Here is a 22,328-nt window from a genome sequence, read left to right as displayed (position 1 = left end):
ATGAACTTATTACTAAGAACACTATTAAGTGCAATTGCAGTTGTAGTACTAGCCAATATTTTAAGCGGTGTATACGTTGGTAGTTACTTAACTGCTATTATTGTTGCGGTAGTACTTGCGGTTTTAAATCTTTTTATAAAGCCTATTTTAATTATTTTAACCTTACCTGTAACGGTAATTACTTTTGGGATTTTTCTACTTTTTATTAATGCCTTTATCATCTTATTAGCTAATTCTCTTGTTCCTGGATTTAGCGTGGATGGTGTCTGGAGCGCCATAGTATTTAGTATCCTTTTAGCTATTTCAGAAGCCTTATTATTTTCTGTTTTTAAAACGGAAGAAAAGTAACTTAGATTCAACGGTTTAATCTGTTGTTGGGTTGTGAAAAATGTTGTATTTTTGCAGGCCAATTTTAGATTGTATTACAAATGAATATTACAAGAGAAAACATTGATGATTTAAATGCTGTAGTAACAGTTGATATTTCTAAAGAAGACTATACGGATAAGGTTGAAAAAGTACTATCTGATTACCGAAAATCAGCAAACATTCCCGGTTTCAGAAAAGGGCATGTGCCAATGTCAATGGTGAAAAAGCAGTATGGAAAGGCTGTTTTGGTGGACGAGGTCAATAAATTATTACAAGACGCTCTTGGTAAATATTTGGTTGAAGAAAAATTAGATGTTTTAGGAAATCCTCTACCAAAACCTCAAGACGATCTAAACTGGGACTCTGATGCCTTTTCTTTTGAGTTTGAACTAGGGTTGGCGCCAAAATTTGAGGTAAGCTTGAAGAATAAGAAGGCCATCACCCAATACAATATTGTTGCCACCAAGGAAATGATTGATAATCAGGTTGAGCATATTCAAAAGCAATATGGGAAGTTGATTTCTCAGGAGTCCATTGAAGAAAATTCAGAGATTACTGGAAAGTTTGCAAATGAAGAAGCTGGTATTGAAAACGTAGCCACTTTTGAGTTAGATAAGATAAAGGGTAAGACCAATATTAAGAAGTTCATTGGCGCAAAAGTTGGTGATGTAATAACCTTAAAAACTAAGAATTTATTCAAGGATGAACTTGATTTGGTAACCTTTCTTAAGGTAGAAAGAGACCAGGCTAAAGATTTAAATATTGAAGTGTCTTTGGAGGTGTCAGAAATCAACACGCGTGAATTAGCAGATTTGGATCAAGACCTGTTCAATAAGTTGTTTGGTGACGGTAAGGTAACAACGGTGACCGAATTAAAAGATAGAATTAAGGAAGATTCAGAAAAGCAATTTGCCCAGCAAAGTGAGCAGAAGTTGTTAAACGATGCTACTGAGTATTTAATTGAGAATACCAAGTTTGATCTTCCTGCAGATTTTCTTCAGAAATGGATGCAAACGGCTGGTGAAGAAGCAATGACCCCTGAGCAGGCTCAAGAAGAATACGTAAAGTCTGAAAAGAGTATGCGATATCAGTTGATTGAAGGAAAGCTTGTTGAGAATTTCGAATTACAGAATCAATTCGATGAATTAAAGGCATTTGCCATGGAAATGATCAAAGGACAAATGGCTCAATTTGGTCAGATGAATCCGTCTGAAGAAGAATTAGAAGGAATTGCTGCTAGAATACTGTCTAATCAGGATGAAGTTAAGCGATTGAACGAGCAACTTATGAGTAAGAAGCTTTTAGACCTCTTTAAGAAAGAATTGAAACTCAAGGTGAAAGAAGTTAGTTACGATGATTTTGTAAAGGAAGTGTACAAGTAATCATCTGTTAATAAATTAGTATCTTTAAGGCTTGAAAACCGTTGGTTTTTGAGCCTTAATTATTAAAAATAAAACCAAATATTTAGAATGAACTACGCCAAAGAATTTGAGAAATTCGCGATAAAAGACCAGGGAGTTAGCAGTACATATTATGACAGTATCATAACCAGTATGTACCCTACTAATTTAACTCCTAATATTATTGAAGAACGCCAGATGAATGCCGTGGCAATGGATGTGTTTTCACGACTAATGATGGATCGTATTATCTTTTTAGGCACAGGTGTTAATGATCAAGTGGCTAACATTATACAAGCACAATTATTGTTTTTACAAAGTGTTGATTCATCAAAAGACATCCAGATTTATATTAACTCTCCAGGTGGAAGCGTCTATGCAGGACTAGGTATTTATGACACTATGCAGTTTGTAAAGCCAGATGTGGCAACTATTTGTACAGGTATCGCAGCGTCAATGGCTGCTGTATTGTTATGCGCTGGGGAAGCCGGAAAACGATCTGCTCTCAAGCACTCTAGAGTTATGATTCACCAACCAATGAGTGGTACTCAGGGTCAAGTGTCTGATATGGAAATTGCTGTGAGAGAAACAATTAAGGTAAAAGAAGAACTATATACCATCATTTCTAATCATTCTGGTAAACCCTATGATCAAGTAGAGAAAGATTCTGATAGAGATTATTGGATGAAATCTGACGAAGCTAAGGATTACGGTATGATTGATGAGGTTTTAGAGCGCAAGTAATTCAGGTAAATTGCGACCTAAGCAACGAACAATAAATTAAAAGTATGGCCAAAGAAGAATTAGAATGCTCCTTTTGTGGTAGAAAAAAATCTGAAACCAAATTATTGATTGCTGGATTGGATGCCCATATCTGTGACAGATGTATCGAGCAGGCTTATGGGATTGTTCTGGAAGAATCTAAGCAAAATAAGGGTGCAGATTTATCTGCAGAACTCATGCTTAAAAAACCAAAAGCCATTAAGAGTTTTCTGGACGAGTACATTATTGGTCAGGAGTATACCAAGCGAATCATGTCGGTTGCAGTATACAATCATTACAAACGGTTGCTTCAGGCTCCAACGGATGATGATATAGAAATACAGAAAAGTAATATCATCATGGTTGGTCAGACAGGTACTGGTAAAACTTTAATGGCAAAAACCATTGCAAGAATGCTTAACGTACCTCTGGCAATTGTTGACGCAACAGTTTTAACTGAGGCGGGATATGTTGGTGAAGATGTAGAAAGTATCTTAACACGATTACTTCAAGCAGCTGATTATAACCTTGAGAAGGCAGAACGTGGTATTGTCTTTATAGATGAGATAGATAAAATCGCTAGAAAAAGTGATAATCCATCTATAACCAGAGACGTATCAGGTGAGGGGGTTCAACAGGCGTTGTTAAAGTTATTGGAAGGAACCGTTGTTAATGTACCACCAAAAGGTGGGCGTAAACATCCAGATCAGAAATTTATTGAAGTTAATACAGAGAACATCCTATTTATAGCTGGTGGTGCCTTTGATGGAATAGAGCGCGTAATCACCAAGCGCTTGAACATGCAGGCTATTGGATATAGTTCTATCAATAAAGGAGAAACCGTAGATAACTCTAATATTCTGCAGTACATAACGCCAAGAGATTTAAAAGATTTTGGGTTAATTCCTGAGATTATTGGAAGACTCCCAGTATTAACTCACATGGATCCATTGGATGCAAATACCTTGAGAGCTATCCTAACCGAACCAAAAAATGCCATAATCAAGCAGTATAAAAAGCTGTTTTCTATGGATGATGTGGAACTAAGTGTTACCGACGGAGCTTTAGATTTTATTGTGAAAAAGGCTGTTGAATATAAACTTGGAGCCAGAGGTTTACGATCTCTTTGTGAAGAGATTCTAACGGATGCGATGTTTAATCTACCAGGTTCTGAAGAAACCAAGCTTAACGTGACTAAATCTTATGCTGAAGATAAATTGTCGAAAAGCACCCTTAAGAAGTTAAAGGCTGTTTCTTAAAAACAGCAATAAACTAAAATATAATAGCCACGATCTCGCAAGAGGTGCGTGGCTATTAATTTTATAATGGATTAATATTAATAAAGCTGATTTTTTTCGACTTTTTTGAAGATGATGATGCTAATATAATAGGATTCATTTCTGGAGTGAATTATCCAGACATCTTTTAGACAAAGACCAGTATTTATACGATTTTAAAAAGGAACTTGCTATTTTTTCCGATGAACAGAGACTACATATTCATCTTTAATAGCTCGTCAAGTAGGGTTCTGTTATTAGAAAGTCTTGGAACCTTATGTTGGCCACCAAGTTTGTGATGCTTCTTTAGCCAATAATAGAATAAATTAGGTTTTGCAATATTGATTCTAGGAGGATTCAAAGTCATATTGTTATACCGTTTTGCCTCGTAATCTGAGTTTAATGACTTTAGTGTGTTGTCTAATAAATCCCGAAAATAACTGAGGTCTTCGGGTTCTGATTTAAACTCAATTAACCATTCGTGGGCCCCTTTACTTTTGCCACTCATGTAAATTGGTGCGGCGGTATAGTCAACAATTTCTGCTCCTGTGCGTTTGCATACTTTTTTAAGAGCGTCTTCTGCATTTTCAATAATCAATTCCTCACCAAATGCATTAATATAGTGTTTTGTTCTACCTGAAACTTTAATGCGATGGGGTTTTAGAGATGTGAATCGAATTGTATCGCCAATTTTATATCGCCATAATCCCGCATTGGTAGTAATGATCATAGCGTAATTGGTGTTAAGTTTGACGTCACTTAAGGGAATTACTTTTTGATCATCAGTACCATATCCGTCCATAGGTATAAACTCGTAAAAAATACCATAGTCCAGCATTAATAAAAGATCACCGGTGTAGTTTTGATCCTGAATCGCAAAAAATCCTTCTGAAGCATTATATATTTCATAATATTTGAAACTGGGGTCAGGAATGATAGACCGATACTGTTCAATATAAGGATGAAAGCTCACTCCACCGTGAAAATACACCTCTAGATTTGGCCAAATATCAAGGAGATTGGTTTTGCCCGTTGTTTCAAGCACGTGCTGAAGCAGTACCAACATCCAAGAAGGAACTCCGGCAAGACTAGTAACATTATCTTCAACAGTTTCATTTACTATAGCAGCCATTTTCTCTTCCCACTCACTCATTAATGAAACCTTACTACTCGGGGTACTGCTAAATTCTGCCCAGAACGGCATATTGTCAATAAGAATGGCACTTAAATCCCCAAAAACGGTACCATTTTCCTTGTACAATTCTTTACTTCCACCCAGTCTAAGACTCTTTCCAGTGAAAAGCTGCGAGTTTTCATTATTATTGAGGTACATACACAGCAAATCTTTACTGGCGGCATAGTGGCAATCTTCAAGTGAGTCTGTAGTTACAGGAATGAATTTACTTTTTGCGTTGGTGGTACCACTGGATTTAGCAAACCACTTTATAGGTTTGGGCCAAAGAATATTCTGCTCACCAAGACGACTGCGCTCAATAAGGGGTTGAACTTCCTCATAACTTACAATCGGAAGCCGTTGAGCAAATTCTTCATAGCTATGTATAGAGGCAAAGTCGAACTGTTTCCCTATTTCGGTATGTTTTGCCAAATGCAGCAAGTTTTGAAGCAATTCAGACTGTACCTCATTTGGATATTTTAGAAAAAAATCGATTTGATGAAATCGCTTTTTAAGAAACCAGGATACTATAGAATTGACAATAGGAATTGGCATGGAATAGCTATCTTTATGTCGCTAAAAATAAGAAATTTCTTTTATGGTTTACGAAGGCGTATTGACTAAAATGCAGACTGAATTTAAAGACCCAATTCAGTATTATTTGGTCTTTGAGAATGACTTTCTTCATATAAATCAACTTATAAATAAAGAACTCAGATTTGAGATGACAGGTGAGCAATGTTTGAGTTGTGGTTTACATAAAGAAATTTTTAGACAGGGCTTCTGTAGGAGCTGTTTTTTTGAACAACCCGTGGCGGGTGATTGGATCATGCGTCCAGAGCTTAGTAAAGCGCATTTAGGAATCGAGGATAGGGATTTGGAATATGAAAGGAAGGTACAATTGCAACCACACATTGTCTATTTAGCCAATTCCAGCAATGTCAAGGTGGGTGTCACACGAAAGCAACAGGTACCAACAAGGTGGATTGATCAAGGGGCTCATGAAGCCCTGGAAATTATCGAGGTTCCAAATCGATACTTGGCTGGGATCACTGAAGTGGCTCTAAAAGCCCATATATCAGACAAAACCAATTGGAGGAGAATGGTAACAAATCAGGTGGAGGATGCCGACTTGTTAGCTGTAAGGCAGGAACTTAAACAATATCTACCAGAAGAGGTGTCTGACTTTTATTTAGAGTCTCGAGAAGAATTGCATCTGCATTTCCCTGTTGAACAGTATCCTGCCAAACCTAAACCCCTGAACTTGAGGAAGCAAGATTCATATATGGGACGATTAAAAGGAATTAAGGGTCAGTATTTACTTTTTGAAGATGAAACGGTGTTCAACGTACGATCCAACGAAGGGATGATAGTTCGGATTCAAGTGAATTAAAATGAAATCATTAAGCTAGTTAGAGTGTTAGAGCAACGTTAAAAGTAATTTTGTTTAAGTATTATTATATATATTTAAACAAAATCAAAAATTGAAACACTCGCCAATGATATATGTTGTTATTACAACGCTGTTACTTATAACGGTGACGATCATGAGCGCAATGAGTTTACCCTTCAACTGGGTCTTTTATTTGACTGTATTAGGTCAGGTAATGGTTGTTATAATGGTGTACAAGGTTTTGACAGATAACTACACAACGGACAAAACGTTCGATCATTTCTATGAAGATCGACCGATAAAGGTCCCTTATGAAAGAGAAAATTACAGATAAGCAATGATTAAGGAGCGGCGTTAAGCCGCTTTTTAATTGAGGTCAATTTCCTCATTTACTTTCAAACTAAAACGTTTTCTAAAAATGTAAACGCCTAGATATAAAAACGGTGTATCAAAAGCAGCTATAAGAACTTTAAACAAGAAACCTGCCACAAGAAGACCCGTAAAGCGTTCCCATTCAATTTTACCAAAACTACAAAGTAGCAGCAAAACGGTAGCTGTATCTACAAATTGAGAAGAGAAGGTAGAGAAGTTATTTCTTAACCAAAGATGTTTGCCTTTTGTGATTTTTTTCCAAAAATGATAAATGTGTATATCAAAGAATTGAGCTAACAAATACGCCATCATTGAAGCAAATACCGCAATTGCTGTACTCCCAAAAACGGTACTGAAAAGTTCATTGTCAACCGGCGACCATTCCGTTGCAGGCACTGCGTTTGCCGTGTAAATAATTAACATTGAAAAAAAGGAAGCAAATATTCCAGCTATAACTATATCATTGGCCCGTTTCTTACCATAGATTTCGCTGATTAGATCCGTAATTAAGAAGGTAATTGGATAAGGTAAGATCCCCACTGAGATTTCAAATAATTTTGTCCCAAATATTTCTGACCCTATGGGATACCAGTAAAAGAATTTCTGAAAAATAAGATTTGAAACGACTAAGGAGGTTATAAAAAGAGCTCCTAAAAACAGGTAGATACGATGGGCAAGGAGCTTGTCTTTTAAGGGCATTAAGGCTGATAAATTGTTGAAGTAAAGATAAGGCTTTAAATTTTGTTTAATTAATTTGCGCACCAAATTGGAAAGGCATGTTGTACATATAGGATTAGGAAGCAATCTGGGGAAGCGTCTACATTTTCTTCAATCTGCTCTTAACGCATTGCATACCAAAGTAGGGCAAGTAAGTGCCATTTCAGCGGTCTATGAGACTACAGCTTTTGGGTTTGAAGGACCAAAATTTTATAACGTTTGTTGCACATTACAAACTACCCTTGGTCCAGAGGAATTACTTGAAAAATTACAACATATTGAAACGGAATTGGGGCGTGCACAAAAATCTATTGATGGATATACATCTCGAGTAATTGACCTGGATATTTTATTTTATGAGAACCTGTGTCTTGATTATTCAGAATTAAAAATACCGCATCCAAGACTTAGGGAGAGGCGATTTGTGTTACAACCCTTATGTGAAATTGCGATTGATTTCATTGATCCTATAACCGGAAAAACCATATTAGAGTTATTGGAGTCTTGTGATGATAAAACACCGATTGAACCTACTAACGAGGAATTAAAACCTCCGGGTTTAAGCAGTCAATTTCCTAAGTTAGATTATTTGGCTATAGAAGGTAACATAGGATCTGGAAAAACAAGTCTGGCTCATTTGATCTCGTCAGAGTTCAATGGTCAATTAATACTTGAGCGCTTTGCGGACAATCCTTTTTTGCCTAAATTTTATAAGGATCCAGAGCGCTATGCATTTACCCTTGAAATGTCCTTTTTAGCAGATCGGTATCAGCAAATAACAGAGGACTTGGGTCAATTAAGTCTCTTCAAGGAGTTTTTAGTAAGTGATTACTACGTCTTCAAATCCTTGATTTTTTCAGAAATTACATTATCGCAAGAAGAGTTTAGACTTTACAGAACCTTATTCTATCAAATGTTCAAAGATCTACCTAGACCTAATCTTTATGTCTATTTGTTTCAGAATAGTCCAACCTTGATAGAGAACATTAAAAAACGTGGGCGTGAGTATGAACAAGAAATCTCAGTCGACTACTTAAACAAGATTCAAAAAGGCTATCTTAAGTTTCTTAAAAATCAGACGGATCTAAAGGTTCTAGTTTTAGATGTATCCAATAAAGATTTTGTAAAAAACAGAAAAGATTTTATCTGGATTCTGTCTGAGATCGATGCATTTTTAAGAAAGACTTAATGCTTCATTTTTGAAAACACATCCCAAATGACAACCCCAGCACTCACTGAAATATTTAGTGAGTGTTTGGTTCCAAATTGTGGGATCTCTATGACAAAGTCAGAAGCACTGACTACCTCCTGAGAAACCCCTTTTACCTCATTTCCAAATACGAAGGCGTATTCTTTCGAATCATCGGGCTGAAATTCGTTTAGCATAAGTGCTTTATCTGCTTGTTCAATGGAACACACTATCGTTCCTTTTTGTTGAAGCATTTTAACGACCTCAATAGTGTCTTCAGCGTATTCCCAATCTACTGAATTTGTGCTGCCAAGTGCTGTTTTTCTAATCTCATTATTAGGTGGTGTGGCAGTGATGCCACACAGATAAATCTTCTTAATAAGAAAAGCATCCGAACTTCTGAACACTGATCCAATATTATTAAGACTCCTGATGTTATCTAAAATTATAATAATAGGTGTTTTGGCGGTTTTTTTAAAGTCCGCAATTTCCAATCTGTTTAGTTCACTATTTTTTAGCTTTCGCATGTTGAAATCTTCCTGATTTTGTAGATAACTTATACAATCTATTAGGGGGGCAACTTAGGTAAATGGTTAATTTAGTTGAATTCATTTAGAGCAAAAATAAAGTTTAAAACTAAAACAAGTTGGCAAAGAAGACGAAGAAAGAAACACCCCTAATGAAGCAATATAATAGCATCAAAGCTAAATATCCAGATGCCTTGTTGTTATTTAGAGTAGGTGATTTTTATGAAACCTTTGGGCCTGATGCTGTTAAAACGGCCGCCATTCTTGACATTATTCTCACTAAGAAAGCAGCAGGAACAGAAGGGGAAACCGCCTTGGCTGGTTTTCCATACCATGCTTTAAACACCTATTTGCCAAAGTTAGTGAAGGCAGGGGAACGTGTTGCTATTTGCGATCAATTAGAAGATCCTAGGCAGACCAAAACTATTGTAAAACGAGGCGTTACAGAGCTGATTACGCCAGGCCTTGCACTAAATGATGATATTTTAAATTCTAAATCTAATAACTTCCTAGGGTCCATTTATATGGAGGACCACCGATTAGGAATTGCATTTCTTGATATTTCAACTGGAGAATTTTTAACCTCACAGGGAAATGCGGAATATATAGATAAATTACTCCAAAACTTTTCTCCAAAGGAGGTTATTATCTCCAAAAAGGCTAAGCGTGAGTTTGAGGGAATATTTGAGTATGGTGGACACTTATATACCCTTGAAGATTGGATTTTTCAAGCAGATTATGCTAATGAAACTCTGATCAAGCATTTTAAAGTAAATTCATTAAAGGGATTTGGCATTCATGACTTATTTGAAGGGGTTATTGCTGCGGGTGCTATTCTTCACTATTTAAATGAAACCCAACATCATCGTTTATCCCATATTATCAATATCCGTCGTATTGAGAGAGATGCTTATGTATGGATGGACAGGTTCACGATTCGTAATTTAGAATTGTATCAGTCACCTCATTTGCAAGCTACTACCTTGTTAGATGTCATTGATCACACAAAAACGTCCATGGGGAGTCGGCTACTTAAACGTTGGCTGGCCCTACCTCTAAAGGACGAAATAGAAATAGTAAAACGTCATAACGTTATTGACAGTTTTATTATTGAGCAAAACCTCTATGAACTTATTGGTCATCAGCTGAAAAAAATTGGTGATATAGAACGTCTCATTTCAAAAGTAGCCACTTCAAAAATACAGCCACGAGAAGCCATTCAACTTAAGAATTCTCTGGAGGCTATAGATCCTGTTAAGGCGCAACTTAGTTCAAGTTCCAATGATGTTTTGAGCCAATTAGGAGGAGAGTTGGTGGATTGTACAGAATTATGTGAGCGAATAAAACAAACCTTGTTTGAAGAGGCTCCTGTGAATATTCAAAAAGGGCAAGCCATTGCAGATGGGTTTTCCCAGGAATTGGATGAGTTACGGCAAATCTCAAAATCAGGAAAAACCTATTTAGACGATTTGGTAACTCGAGAGTCTGAAGCTACGGGGATACCAAGTCTCAAGATTTCATCAAATAATGTTTTTGGTTATTACCTTGAAGTAAGAAACACCCATAGAGATAAGGTTCCTGAGAATTGGGTTAGAAAGCAAACCCTCGTCAATGCTGAACGTTACATAACAGAAGAATTAAAAACCTATGAGTCCAAAATTCTTGGAGCTGAAGAACGAATTACAATACTTGAACAGCAACTTTATGACGAGTTAGTTCACTGGTTGCAGCAGTATATTTCTCAGGTTCAAATCAATGCAAAAATTATTGCTGAGGTTGACGTTTTGGCCGGGTTTACACAGTTGGCTAAAAAATGTAACTATCATCGACCTGAAATCAATCTGTCACATACCATAGCTATTAAAAGTGGAAGACATCCCGTAATTGAGCGACAATTGAAATTGGGTGAGACCTACATTGCCAACGATGTATTTCTTGATAGGGATGAGCAGCAAATGATTATGATTACTGGGCCTAATATGTCTGGTAAATCTGCCATTTTAAGGCAAACTGCCTTAATAGTGCTATTAGCACAAATGGGGAGTTATGTGCCTGCAGATTCTGCTAAAATTGGTATTGTTGATAAAATATTTACCCGTGTCGGAGCTAGCGATAATATTTCTATGGGGGAATCTACATTTATGGTAGAGATGAATGAAACGGCCTCCATCCTAAACAACTTATCCGAGCGAAGTCTGGTGCTTTTAGATGAGATTGGGCGTGGTACAAGTACTTATGATGGTATTTCAATTGCCTGGTCCATAAGTGAGTATTTGCATGAACATCCTGCTAGAGCTAAGACATTGTTTGCAACACATTACCATGAGTTAAATGAAATGACCAATACCTTCGAGCGTATTAAAAATTACAATGTTGCTGTAAAAGAACTTAAAGACAATGTCTTGTTTTTAAGGAAACTAGTCGAAGGCGGAAGTGAGCACTCTTTTGGAATTCATGTAGCAAAGATGGCAGGAATGCCTAGTCAGGTAATTGTAAAGGCTCAAAAAATCCTAAAAAAGTTAGAACAGTCTCACGCTACTGATGATCATAAAGAGTCTATTCAAGAACTTAATAACGACATGCAATTAAGTTTCTTTCAATTGGATGACCCTCTGTTAGATTCCATTAAAGATGAGATTGTTAATACAGATATTAATACTCTCACTCCAGTGGAAGCTTTAATGAAGCTCAACGAAATCAAACGAATGCTGGTCAAGAAAAAGCAGGCCTAATAAATCCGTATTTATTATCTAAAAATCTTTGCTTTTATTATAAAAAGCTTAAATTTGCATCCGCTTTTAAAGCGAAGTTCATTACATATTGCGAAAGTAGCTCAGGGGTAGAGCATCACCTTGCCAAGGTGAGGGTCGCGGGTTCAAATCCCGTCTTTCGCTCACAATAAGATTAGTTGCAGTCGTGTAACAAGTTGCTGAAGTGGTGGAATTGGTAGACACGTTGGACTTAAAATCCAATGGCCATTATGGCCGTGCGGGTTCAAGTCCCGCCTTCAGTACAGATAAAAAGCCAGAACCTATGTTCTGGCTTTTTTGTTTTATCTTCAGTACCAAATAGCTTTTATGAAAAAACAACTACTCATAATTTGGTGCATTAGTTTCCTTTCTTTTGCTAACGGACAAAACACGTCTTCTGAAGTATTAGATGAGATCAACTTAGTATGGGCTGATTTTTACAGGGCTTTTGATTCATTAGATTATACGTACATGGCTAAAATTCATGCTGAGGATCTAGTCCGTATTTCTGGTGGTGCGAGAATAAGTGATTATGATGCTTACATTAACAGTTACAAGTCCAACTTTCAGGCCATTACATCACGTAACGAAACACGCCATATTGAATTGCGTTTTTTTGAACGTATCAACAATGCTAATATAGCCAGTGAGCGAGGGGTCTATCAATTGAGTATTACTGACAAAGAGGGAAACCAAAGCTATTTTTATGGGCAATTTCATGTTTTATTTAAAAAACAATATGCACAATGGAAAATAATCATGGACTACGATTCATCAGAAGGGGATACAATTGATAAGACCCACTTTTTTGATGCAAAGGCAATTGATGATTTTTCTCCTTTTGTTAATAATTGATCGTTATCCTATTTTAGCTAAATGATGAGAATCTACACGTTTCTTCTTTTTGCATGTTTTAGTTTATTTCAAATTCGAGCTCAAGAATTACCTCCACTACAATCGTTTTACCCTCAAGATTATTCTGGTGGTGACCAAAATTGGGATATAACACAGGATTCCAACAATATTATTTATGTAGCCAATAACAAAGGATTACTTTCTTATAACGGTTCTAAATGGCGTTTGTACCCTACTCCTAACCAATCTATAATGCGCTCTGTTTTAGCTCAGGGTGAAAGGATCTATTCAGGTTTTTATGGAGATTTTGGATATTGGGATCGCACTGAAACCGGTGCCTTAGTCTATAGCTCCTTAATGGACAAGTTTAAATTGGTCCCCCTTGAAGACGAAGAGTTTTGGGGTATTGCTACAATGGGCCAATGGTTGGTTTTTCAGTCCTTAGATAGAATCTACATCATCAATGAAGAACTTGAAAGGGTCAATATTATTGATTCAGAGACGACACTTACAGAAATGGTTCTTATTGATGACACTATTATTTTTCAAAAGATAGATCAGGGGGTGTTTATAATAGAAAATGGACAAGAGATGCTCTTAACAGACCATCCATCATTAAAGTCGGAGGTATTGGTTGATGTCTTTAAACGTGAAAACATATGGTTTTTTATTACCCAAAACAACGGGGTTTTCGAATTAAATGAGAACAAGGTCGCAAAATCAAACTGTGGAATTAATGCTGTTGTAAATTCTAAGAGTATTTATAGTGGGCAACAATTATCCAAGGATCAATATGCAATTGGAACCATATCAAATGGTTTAATGTTATTTGATGGCTCAGATAATTTGATCTACCAAATTAATCAAACTAATGGCTTAAGTAATAATACGGTTCTTGATGTGTTTGAAGATAGTCTTGGTAACATATGGTTGGCAATGGATAATGGAATTTCTGTTATTAATTTTAATTCTCAGTTCAAAGTATATTATGATCAGGACGGTGTGCTTGGTACTTTGTATGCAGCGGTCCAATATAATAACACCTTGTTTTTAGGCACCAATCAAGGGCTTTTTAAGAAAAATCAAGAGCATAGTTTTGAATTGGTTGAGGGTACTGAAGGACAGGTTTGGGGTCTTAAAGAATTGGATGGTGTTCTTTTTTGTGGACATGATCGGGGTACATTTATTATTGATAAGCAAGGAAGTGTAAGTCGTATTTCTTCTGTTCAAGGCGCTTGGGATTTTAAGATAATCCCAGACAATCCAAATCTCATCATACAGGGTAATTACAATGGGTTGTATGTTCTACAAAATAAAAATGGGGTATGGTCGATGCGGAACAAAATTGAAGGCTTTGATACCTCCACGAGGTATTTTGAATTTCTTGAAGACCGAAATTTAGTCGTTAGTCATGAGTACAAGGGCATTTACTATTTGAGTATTGACGACTCATATTCAGCAATAAAGACAATATCCAGAGATAGCTTAGGAGAGGCTGTAAATTCCAGTATTGTAAAGTATAAGGACCGTATCTATTTTGGTTCCAATAGCGGCATTTATAAGTATAATCAAATTGTAAGGAGGTTTGAATATGATTCGTTGTTTTCAAAATTAATGGCATATTCTCCATATGTTTCGGGTAAACTGATGGTAACTGATGATGGATCAAAATTATGGTATGCTTCAGAAAATGGTTTTAGTTGTATAGAACCAGATAATTTAACAGGAGACATAACCATATCAAACTTGGCATTACCTTTAAACAAAAGGGCTACTAAATCTGGATATGAGCACATTCTTGAATTGTCAGAAAGCAGATATTTAATTGGCACTACTGAAGGATATTTAACAATAGATACCTCGTTGGGTCAAATAGGTGAAACTAATGTAGTCATAGATGCTATAGTTACCAATGTGCTGGGTGAATCTTCACGCCAAGTGGATTTTACAAAGGGGATCGAGTTTTCAGGTGATAGTAACTCTTTTGAGTTTTCATTTTATACTCCTGTTTATGATATTTTCGCGCACGCCCAATTCAGTTATAGGTTAGTAGGATATTATGATGAGTGGACCTCTTGGAGTGAAATATCAACTGCTTCTTTTGAAAATTTGTCCTTTGGGAAGTACCAATTTGAAGTACGATCAAAGATTGGTAATCAAATAAATAATAAAATTGCTTCGTATCAATTTACTATTTTAAAACCTTGGTATTTGAGTCACATGGCTATAATAGGTTATTTGATATTGACGCTAGTTATAGGCTTTATTATTCACAGCATGTATAGAGGGTATTATAAAAAGCAAAGACGACGTTTAATAATTGCCAAAGAAAGGGAGCTTGAGATTAAAGAATTGGAATCTCAACAACAGATTATGCAATTTAGAAATGAAAATTTACAACTAGACATAGAAAATAAAAATAGAGAACTTGGACTGTCAACCATGAACCTGATCCAAAAGAACGAGGTTTTAAATGATATTAAAAATCAACTTGGTAAAGTGAATTCTTTGAAAGATATTAAGGATGTTGTGCGGTTAATAAACCGGCAGTTAAATACAACAGCGGATTGGAAGGTATTTGAAGAAGCCTTTAATAATGCAGATAAGGAATTTTTAAAGAGTGTTAAATCTAAGCACCCTAATCTTACATCTAATGACCTGCGTTTATGTGCTTATTTACGCTTAAACTTATCCTCAAAAGAAATTGCACCTTTATTGAATATTAGCCATAAAAGTGTGGAAGTTAAGCGTTATAGGTTGCGAAAGAAGATGTCTTTAGAGCACGATGTAAATCTTACAGATTATATTCTTCAAATCTAAAACCTATACAACTTGAATTATCACCTATACAAAAACACTACATTTAAGTTAAGGCAGTAACTACAACGTTGTAGTAGTGTATTTTTAAGTTAAGCTAATGTTAATGTTTTCAGGCCTTTGATTACGAAATCCGTAATAAAGCCCCTTTTATTTTGCGTTGTATAATAATTGTATAGACCAAAAATGAGGAATTAACAATGTAGTGATATAGTTTTAAAAGATTTTTAAGATTAATTATATGAACTCAAAATTATTAGGCCTTTTACTGGTGATGTTCTGTTGGGGATTAACAGCACAGAATGTTACAGTAACTGGTACAGTAACAGATGCCACTACTGGACAACCGCTTCCAGGAGTAAACATTATTGTAAAAAACACTACTAAGGGTACCTCAACCGATTTTGATGGTAATTATGTGTTAGAAGATGTTTCTGTTAATTCGACTTTAGTGATATCGTATTTAGGTTTCAGGACCAAGGAGGTAACAGTCTTGAATGCTGATCGATTGGATATTGTTTTGGAAGAAGATGCGGAGGCACTAAACGAAATAGTTGTCATAGGTTATGGAACTCAAACCAAGAAAGAAGTTACCGGGGCAGTTTCAGTAGTGTCCAGTGAAACAATAGATGAGTTAAAACCAACGCGAGTCGAACAAGCACTGCAAGGTCAAGTCACTGGTGTAAATATTACCTCCACATCTGGTTCTCCGGGTGCAGGATTAACCATCAATATTCGTGGTATTTCAACCAATGGAGATAATAGACCGCTAATCTTAGTTGATGGGAATGTTATCGAAGACCTGAGTGTTCTTAACCCAGCAGATATTGAAAGTGTCAATGTATTGAAAGATGCAACAGCTGGTATCTATGGTGTGAGAGCCGCTAACGGGGTTATTCTTATAAAAACAAAAACTGGTAGAAAAAGCATGCCGCTTCAAGTGGACATTAATGTTTGGGGTGGAGTGCAGGAAACAACCAGAGAGATACCGGTTCTAAATGCCACAGAGTACGCTCTGTATACAAATGAAGCCTACGCAGCTGATGGTCAACCACCAAGATTTCCAGATGTGTCAGGTCTTGGTCAAGGAACCAATTGGCAACGCGAGGTGTTTCAAACAGCACCAATCGCAAATACATCCTTAAATATGCGTGGTGGTGGTGAAAAGTCGACTTATGCCTATGGAACCTCATTCTTTACTCAAGACGGTATTGTTGGAGGAAGTAAATCCAACTTCACTCGTTTGACGCAAAGTTTAAATTATAGTTATGACATTCTTGAGAACCTTAAAGCCAATGCTGGGATAATTTGGAACTATACTAATAAAAATAATCTCAGTGAAAACGCTATTGGGTCTGTCTTGTATAATGCCTTAAATATGGATCCAACACTTCCTGTTAGACAGGAGAATGGAGCATACACTCTTGCTGAGGGCTTAGGGAATGAGGTAATCAATCCACTAGCGCAAATTAATGATACCTATAACCGGACTCAAACCAATAGAATCTCAGGTGTAGGTGGATTGCAGTATAACTTCTTGGATTACTTTACAGCTCAAACTAACATTCAGTTTAATTATTCTGAAGTGACCAATAAGGTCTTTAGACCAGAGCGCAATTATGGTAGTGGAAAGGTCTTTAATGTTGATCGGAACGAATTGTCTGATTTCAAGGATATTTTTAAGGATTATACTTTTGATGCTTTCTTAAAGTACGAACGTATTTTTGACGATACGCATAACCTCAAGGTACTATTGGGTATGTCTGTATTTAGAACCCAAGGATTTTTCAGCGGTTTAATAGGATTTGATATACCTGGGAACACTGTGGCTAATGCTAGCATTGAAAATGCTGCTGAGGTTCAGCGTCGATTTAGAAATTTACCCGAAGATCCATTTTTTGATAGCAGACTCCTCTCTTATTTTGCAAGAGTCCAGTATGATTATAAAGGTAAGTACTTGTTCTCTGCTTTGATTAGACGTGATGGTTCAACGGCCTTTGGTCCTAACAATCGCTTTGGATACTTCCCATCGTTCTCAGCAGGTTGGGTGATGTCAGACGAATCTTTTATGAGCGACAGTAATTTCTTCGACTTCATGAAATTGAGAGCATCATATGGTATACTTGGTAATGACAGAATTGCTGCTTTTGCATTTTCATCCAATTTAGACGGAGAAGCGACCTATGTATTAAATGGTCAAATTGTTAATGGACAAGCTACGGGATTGGTTGCTAATCCAGATATAAGATGGGAGCAACAGCAAACCTTTGACGTTGGTCTGGACACAAGATTTTTCCAAAACAAGTTTGATATAACTATGGATTATTACATCCGTAGAACTGTAGACTTATTATTTCAACCACAAGTTAGTGGAACTCTAGGCGCAAGTGCTCCAGGAGCAGGACCACCAATAATTAATGCGGGGACTATAGAGAACCAAGGTTTTGAATTTGCTATTGGTTATTCCGAAGATTTTAATGATGACTTTAAAATGTCATTACGTTATAATTTGACCACCATTAGCAATGAGGTAACTCGTGTAAATGCTGAGGGAGATTTTATAGCCGCCGGGAACTTCAACGTAGGGCAAGACCCAATTGCTAGAATGGAAGTTGGTCAACCTATAGGTTATTTCAGAGGATTTAGAACTGCAGGAATATACCAAAATCAAGAGCAGGTGGATAACTCTGTAACTATAAATGATAATGTTAAACCAGGAGATCTCATATTCGTGGATCTAAATAATGACGGCGTTATCGATGACAATGATAGAACGTATGTAGGGGATCCTATTCCTGATTTAACTATGGGATTCAATTTTAATTTTGAATTCAAGAATTTTGATTTAATTGGTTACGTATTTTCCCAAATCGGTAACGATATTGTTAGAAACTACGAGCGTTTTCAGCCAAATACAAATAGATCGGTCTATTATTTAGACCGTTGGACAGGAGAAGGTACCTCTAATTCGTTTCCTAGGGCTACAATTGGAGCCAATTCCAACAATTTGTTCTCTGATTTCTTCGTTGAAGATGGTTCATTTGTAAGAATGCAGAATTTACAGTTAGGATACAGTTTATCTGATTCTTCCTTAGAGGATTCTACAATCTCAAAATTGAGATTTTATGTGTCCGTTCAAAATCTATTTACATTAACAAAATATCAAGGATATGACCCTACAACAAGTAGTGGTGGTGCTATAGGCGCCGGAATTGACAATGGATTTTATCCAAATCCCCGTCAATGGTTGTTAGGTGTTAACTTAAAATTTTAATTCAAAATGAAGACGAGAATAACATATCTAATCGCGGCAATGTTTTTGATTGCCTCTTGTAGCGACAGTTTTGTAGATGTTGATCCACAATTTCCAAGTTCAGAAACCTTCTTTAACTCGGAGCAGGATTACCAGAATGCATTAATTGGAGCATATGATCTATTACAAACTACCTATCTCAATGTAATGTTAGGCGATATCGCCTCTAATAATACGCTCGCCGGTGGTGAAAGTGCTAATGATACTCCAGGTATTCAGGAAATTGATGACATGATTCATACGGATGAGAATCAGCAGTTACGAGATATATGGGGATGGATGTTCGCTGGTGTTAACCGGGCTAACTTTATCATGGAGTTTCAAGATAAGACTGATTTTGAGGGTAAAGAGAATGTCATTGCACAGACGCGTTTTTTGAGAGCTTATTATTATTTCGAATTGGTTAAATTCTTTGGTGATGTGCCTCTTGTAGTCGATAAGCGTGTTGTCTTTGGTGAACAATTTGATCTTGTTCGAAACCCAAAAGCCGAAGTGTATGCGCAAATTGAGGCTGATCTAATTTATGCTGAAGCGAACATGCCTTATGTCCAAACGGATGTGGGTCGGGCTACTAAAGGCTCTGCTCAGGCATTATTAGGAAAGGTATATATCTATCAAGAGAAATTTTCGGAAGCTGCTACTGTATTGGAGGACCTTATTAATAATGGGCCTTACCAATTACTTTCCGATTACAGTACAATGTTCGAAAATGATAATGAAAACAATGTAGAATCTGTTTTTGAAGTTCAATATACAGATGAGGAAGGCGCAGGATTTGGTTGTCTACAATGTAGTGAAGGAAATATTGCTGTAGGCTTTAATGGAATCAGAAATTATTCAGGACCATTATTTGAATCTGGTTTTAGTTTTAATGTACCTACCCAAAACGCCTATGATGCCTTCGAGCTTGGGGACAACAGACGCGATATAGCAATTTTAAATATTGATGCGTGGGCAGCAGAAACTGGAGCAACGTTTAGTACTGGTCATGAGCACACAGGATATTTTAACAGAAAATATATTGCAAGACAAGAAGGTGATTTAAATACACCAGATGCCAACCTTACTAATCCTAATAACTACCGCGCAATACGTTTTGCTGAGGTTTTACTCTTAGCTGCTGAGGCTTTAAATAGAGGTGGTATTAGTGATTCTAGAGCGTTGGAATATTTAAACCGTGTGAGAGAACGCGCATTTGGAAATTCGGATAGCAATCTTAATGTAGTAGGTAACGCTTTAACGAACGCTATCTATCGAGAACGTCGTGTAGAATTGGTAGGGGAAGGCCATCATTTCTTTGATTTGGTGAGAACTGGAAGAGCAGCTAATGCCATTCCAGGGTTTACACCAGGTAAGAATGAGCTTTTTCCAATTCCAAGAATAGAAATTGAATTAGCAGGCAATAATTGGGAACAGAATCCAGGATATTAAAAAAAGAATGATGAAAAGAATAACATATTTTATTGCCTTTTTAGGTTTAATCCTACTGGCAGGATGCGACAGCGAAGACCGTTCTACTGATTTCATTAATAGCGTAGAAGCACCATCTAATGTAGATGTTTTATTCAGGGTAGTACCTGATAATACAGGATTGGTATTTATTAACCCTAGCGCAGAAAACGCGGCCAAATTTGATATTGATTTTGGTGATGGTTCTGAAATGGAAACCCTCAACACAGGAAATACAGCCCTTCATGTTTATGAGGAGGGTGTTTATACGGTGGTTCTTACGGCAACCGGTATAAATGGACTGACAACTCGATTAGAACGCGAATTGGTAGTGGCCTTTATTCCACCACAGAATTTAGAGGTGGTTTTAGAGAACATTCCAGGAGTATCCAAGACCGTTAGAGTAAGCGCAACAGCTGATTTTGGAATTTTTTACGAAGTTGATTTTGGTGATGGGTCCGATATTCAAAGTGCGAATATGGGGGATGAAATCATCTATGAGTATGCTGCAGGAGGGTTCTATAATGTTGTAGTAACAGCTTACAGTGCTGCTGAAGAGACCACAGTTTATGAAGAGAACTTTGAGGTTATTGAAATTAATGAACCTTTGGAAGCAGCACCTAATCCAACTGCCCAACCTGATGATGTTATTGCTATATATAGTGACTCTTATACACCAATAACCACTAACGAATTCCCAACGGAATGGTCCGATTCTGGATTTGAAGAAATTCAAATCGATGGTAATAATACCATTAAGTACACAGAAATGGCATTTACAGGTATTGTGACAGACTATGGAAATCCTACAGACCTAACGGGAATGGATTTTGTACATTTTGATTACTGGACTACAGATGCTACTACCTTAGGATTTAAAATTGTAAATACAGCAGTAGATCCAGTTGAAGAAGATATTATTGCTGTTGATGAAGTGGTTCAAAATGAATGGGTAAGTGTGGTTTTCTCACTTGATGATTATGATATGGATCGGTCTCAAGTAACCCAATTACTATTTGATGCTCTTGGGAATCGAGCAACTATTTTTATTGATAACCTATATTTCTCAAGAGAACCAACAGGACCTCCATTTGATGATGGTCTTTTAGAAAATGGTGATTTTGAATTGGGTGCTGATCCTTGGATTGTTGGAGTGGATGACAATGCCCCGGCTCCAGTGGTGACTGTTGGGGGTAATACCTACTACTCAGTTGACGTAACATCAGCTGGTCAGCCTTTCTCAGTAAATGTTAGTCAGAAATTGGAAATTATCGAGGGTGAAACCTACGTGCTAACGTTTGACGCCTGGTCCAATGTTGATCGATCAATTATCGCAGGAATTGGATTAAGTGGTGGTGATTTTTCTAATAACAGTGAACCTGTTAATATCACAACTAATGTCACAAACTATAGTTTAACCTTGACCGCTGGCGGTTTTGGAGCGCCAGACGCTAGAGTATTATTCGATGTTGGTGCTGAAGTTGGAGTAGTAAATATTGATAATGTGTCACTTAAGGTTTTTGTAGATAATCTCTTAGTTAACGGAGATTTTGAAGCAGGAGCAGACCCTTGGATTGTTGGTGTGGATGATACTGCCCCGGCTCCCGTAGTTACAGTTGGTGGAAACACGTATTATTCAGTTGATGTGACGTCTGCAGGTCAACCATTTTCAGTGAATGTTAGCCAAAAGCTAGAAATCATTCAAGGTGAAACCTATACCCTAACGTTTGATGCCTGGTCCGATGTCAATAGGTCCATTATTGCAGGTATTGGATTAAGTGGTGGTGATTTCTCCAATAATAGTGAACCAGTAAATATTACACCTACAGTTACCAATTATACTCTTACTCTCCCAGCCGATGGGTTTGGTGCACCAGATGCACGCGTCCTTTTTGATGTTGGGGCCGAAGTAGGGATGGTTAATATTGATAATGTCGTATTGTCAATCAACTAAGTTTAATCAA

15 protein-coding genes and 2 tRNA genes are annotated in these 22,328 nt (G+C 36.8%); 14 read left to right on the top strand and 3 right to left on the bottom strand.

Features of this window, described 5'->3' with window-relative positions; all coding sequences use genetic code 11:
* From DN064_RS09060 to clpX, 4 genes are all read left to right on the top strand, one after another.
* Positions 1-348: a phage holin family protein gene (locus DN064_RS09060; protein ID WP_115462312.1), complete on the top strand. Its 348-nt coding sequence runs from the start codon at positions 1-3 to the stop codon at positions 346-348.
* A gap of 80 nt (positions 349-428) precedes the next feature.
* Entirely contained in the window at positions 429-1,751 is a 1,323-nt protein-coding gene (tig, locus tag DN064_RS09055; RefSeq protein ID WP_115462311.1) for a trigger factor, read from the top strand.
* An 87-nt stretch (positions 1,752-1,838) separates the two neighbouring features.
* Entirely contained in the window at positions 1,839-2,513 is a 675-nt protein-coding gene (clpP, locus tag DN064_RS09050) for an ATP-dependent Clp endopeptidase proteolytic subunit ClpP (protein WP_115462310.1), read from the top strand.
* Between the two features lie 44 nt (positions 2,514-2,557).
* Positions 2,558-3,790 (top strand): ATP-dependent Clp protease ATP-binding subunit ClpX, encoded by a 1,233-nt coding sequence (gene clpX / locus DN064_RS09045; RefSeq protein ID WP_115462309.1) that lies wholly within the window; start codon positions 2,558-2,560, stop codon positions 3,788-3,790.
* 232 nt (positions 3,791-4,022) lie between these two features.
* Here clpX and DN064_RS09040 read toward each other — a convergent pair whose 3' ends face one another.
* On the bottom strand, positions 4,023-5,537 hold the full coding sequence (locus tag DN064_RS09040; RefSeq protein WP_115462308.1) for a GH3 auxin-responsive promoter family protein: 1,515 nt from the start codon (positions 5,535-5,537) through the stop codon (positions 4,023-4,025).
* A gap of 43 nt (positions 5,538-5,580) precedes the next feature.
* On the opposite strand from DN064_RS09040, the gene DN064_RS09035 reads away from it, so the two are divergent.
* On the top strand, positions 5,581-6,375 hold the full coding sequence (locus DN064_RS09035) for a DUF2797 domain-containing protein (protein ID WP_115462307.1): 795 nt from the start codon (positions 5,581-5,583) through the stop codon (positions 6,373-6,375).
* A gap of 366 nt (positions 6,376-6,741) precedes the next feature.
* Here DN064_RS09035 and DN064_RS09025 read toward each other — a convergent pair whose 3' ends face one another.
* Entirely contained in the window at positions 6,742-7,446 is a 705-nt protein-coding gene (locus DN064_RS09025; RefSeq protein ID WP_115462305.1) for a queuosine precursor transporter, read from the bottom strand.
* 67 nt (positions 7,447-7,513) lie between these two features.
* On the opposite strand from DN064_RS09025, the gene folK reads away from it, so the two are divergent.
* Positions 7,514-8,653 (top strand): 2-amino-4-hydroxy-6-hydroxymethyldihydropteridine diphosphokinase, encoded by a 1,140-nt coding sequence (folK, locus tag DN064_RS09020; protein ID WP_115462345.1) that lies wholly within the window; start codon positions 7,514-7,516, stop codon positions 8,651-8,653.
* On the opposite strand, the gene DN064_RS09015 is transcribed toward folK, so the two are convergent.
* Positions 8,650-9,180: an RNA methyltransferase gene (locus tag DN064_RS09015; RefSeq protein ID WP_115462304.1), complete on the bottom strand. Its 531-nt coding sequence runs from the start codon at positions 9,178-9,180 to the stop codon at positions 8,650-8,652. The genes folK and DN064_RS09015 overlap by 4 nt on opposite strands.
* A gap of 119 nt (positions 9,181-9,299) precedes the next feature.
* On the opposite strand from DN064_RS09015, the gene mutS reads away from it, so the two are divergent.
* The 8 genes from mutS (at position 9,300) to DN064_RS14285 (ending at position 22,318) form a co-directional block, all read left to right on the top strand.
* Entirely contained in the window at positions 9,300-11,912 is a 2,613-nt protein-coding gene (gene mutS, locus DN064_RS09010; RefSeq protein WP_115462303.1) for a DNA mismatch repair protein MutS, read from the top strand.
* 90 nt (positions 11,913-12,002) lie between these two features.
* Positions 12,003-12,074, top strand: a tRNA-Gly gene (locus DN064_RS09005).
* Between the two features lie 34 nt (positions 12,075-12,108).
* Positions 12,109-12,193 (top strand) — tRNA-Leu (locus DN064_RS09000).
* Between the two features lie 64 nt (positions 12,194-12,257).
* Complete coding sequence (locus DN064_RS08995) at positions 12,258-12,785, top strand: YybH family protein (RefSeq protein ID WP_115462302.1); 528 nt, start codon at positions 12,258-12,260, stop codon at positions 12,783-12,785.
* Positions 12,786-12,806: 21 nt separating this feature from the next.
* The gene (locus DN064_RS08990; RefSeq protein WP_115462301.1) at positions 12,807-15,605 is read left to right on the top strand and encodes a triple tyrosine motif-containing protein; all 2,799 of its coding nucleotides are present in this window, start codon (positions 12,807-12,809) and stop codon (positions 15,603-15,605) included.
* Between the two features lie 238 nt (positions 15,606-15,843).
* Positions 15,844-18,876, top strand: a complete 3,033-nt coding sequence (locus DN064_RS08985; RefSeq protein WP_115462300.1) for a SusC/RagA family TonB-linked outer membrane protein — start codon at positions 15,844-15,846, stop codon at positions 18,874-18,876.
* Between the two features lie 6 nt (positions 18,877-18,882).
* Positions 18,883-20,346, top strand: coding sequence for a RagB/SusD family nutrient uptake outer membrane protein (locus DN064_RS08980; protein WP_115462299.1), 1,464 nt, complete (start codon positions 18,883-18,885; stop codon positions 20,344-20,346).
* A gap of 10 nt (positions 20,347-20,356) precedes the next feature.
* Positions 20,357-22,318, top strand: coding sequence for a carbohydrate binding domain-containing protein (locus DN064_RS14285; RefSeq protein ID WP_232827460.1), 1,962 nt, complete (start codon positions 20,357-20,359; stop codon positions 22,316-22,318).
* Positions 22,319-22,328: the final 10 nt, after the last annotated feature.

Origin of the sequence: Winogradskyella aurantiaca, from assembly GCF_003362725.1 — a bacterium.
Lineage (GTDB): Bacteria > Bacteroidota > Bacteroidia > Flavobacteriales > Flavobacteriaceae > Winogradskyella_A > Winogradskyella_A aurantiaca.
Note: the sequence above shows the minus strand (reverse complement) of the source record. Positions and strands in the feature narration are given on the sequence as shown.

What these genes read in the sequence shown, in the direction of transcription:
- DN064_RS09060 (WP_115462312.1), top strand. Translation starts at nt 1, where the DNA reads ATGAACTTATTACTAAGAACACTATTAAGTGCAATTGCAGTTGTAGTA.
- tig (WP_115462311.1), top strand. Translation starts at nt 429, where the DNA reads ATGAATATTACAAGAGAAAACATTGATGATTTAAATGCTGTAGTAACA.
- clpP (WP_115462310.1), top strand. Translation starts at nt 1,839, where the DNA reads ATGAACTACGCCAAAGAATTTGAGAAATTCGCGATAAAAGACCAGGGA.
- clpX (WP_115462309.1), top strand. Translation starts at nt 2,558, where the DNA reads ATGGCCAAAGAAGAATTAGAATGCTCCTTTTGTGGTAGAAAAAAATCT.
- DN064_RS09040 (WP_115462308.1), bottom strand. Translation starts at nt 5,537, where the DNA reads ATGCCAATTCCTATTGTCAATTCTATAGTATCCTGGTTTCTTAAAAAG.
- DN064_RS09035 (WP_115462307.1), top strand. Translation starts at nt 5,581, where the DNA reads ATGGTTTACGAAGGCGTATTGACTAAAATGCAGACTGAATTTAAAGAC.
- DN064_RS09025 (WP_115462305.1), bottom strand. Translation starts at nt 7,446, where the DNA reads ATGCCCTTAAAAGACAAGCTCCTTGCCCATCGTATCTACCTGTTTTTA.
- DN064_RS09015 (WP_115462304.1), bottom strand. Translation starts at nt 9,180, where the DNA reads ATGCGAAAGCTAAAAAATAGTGAACTAAACAGATTGGAAATTGCGGAC.
- DN064_RS08995 (WP_115462302.1), top strand. Translation starts at nt 12,258, where the DNA reads ATGAAAAAACAACTACTCATAATTTGGTGCATTAGTTTCCTTTCTTTT.
- DN064_RS08990 (WP_115462301.1), top strand. Translation starts at nt 12,807, where the DNA reads ATGATGAGAATCTACACGTTTCTTCTTTTTGCATGTTTTAGTTTATTT.
- DN064_RS08985 (WP_115462300.1), top strand. Translation starts at nt 15,844, where the DNA reads ATGAACTCAAAATTATTAGGCCTTTTACTGGTGATGTTCTGTTGGGGA.
- DN064_RS08980 (WP_115462299.1), top strand. Translation starts at nt 18,883, where the DNA reads ATGAAGACGAGAATAACATATCTAATCGCGGCAATGTTTTTGATTGCC.
- DN064_RS14285 (WP_232827460.1), top strand. Translation starts at nt 20,357, where the DNA reads ATGAAAAGAATAACATATTTTATTGCCTTTTTAGGTTTAATCCTACTG.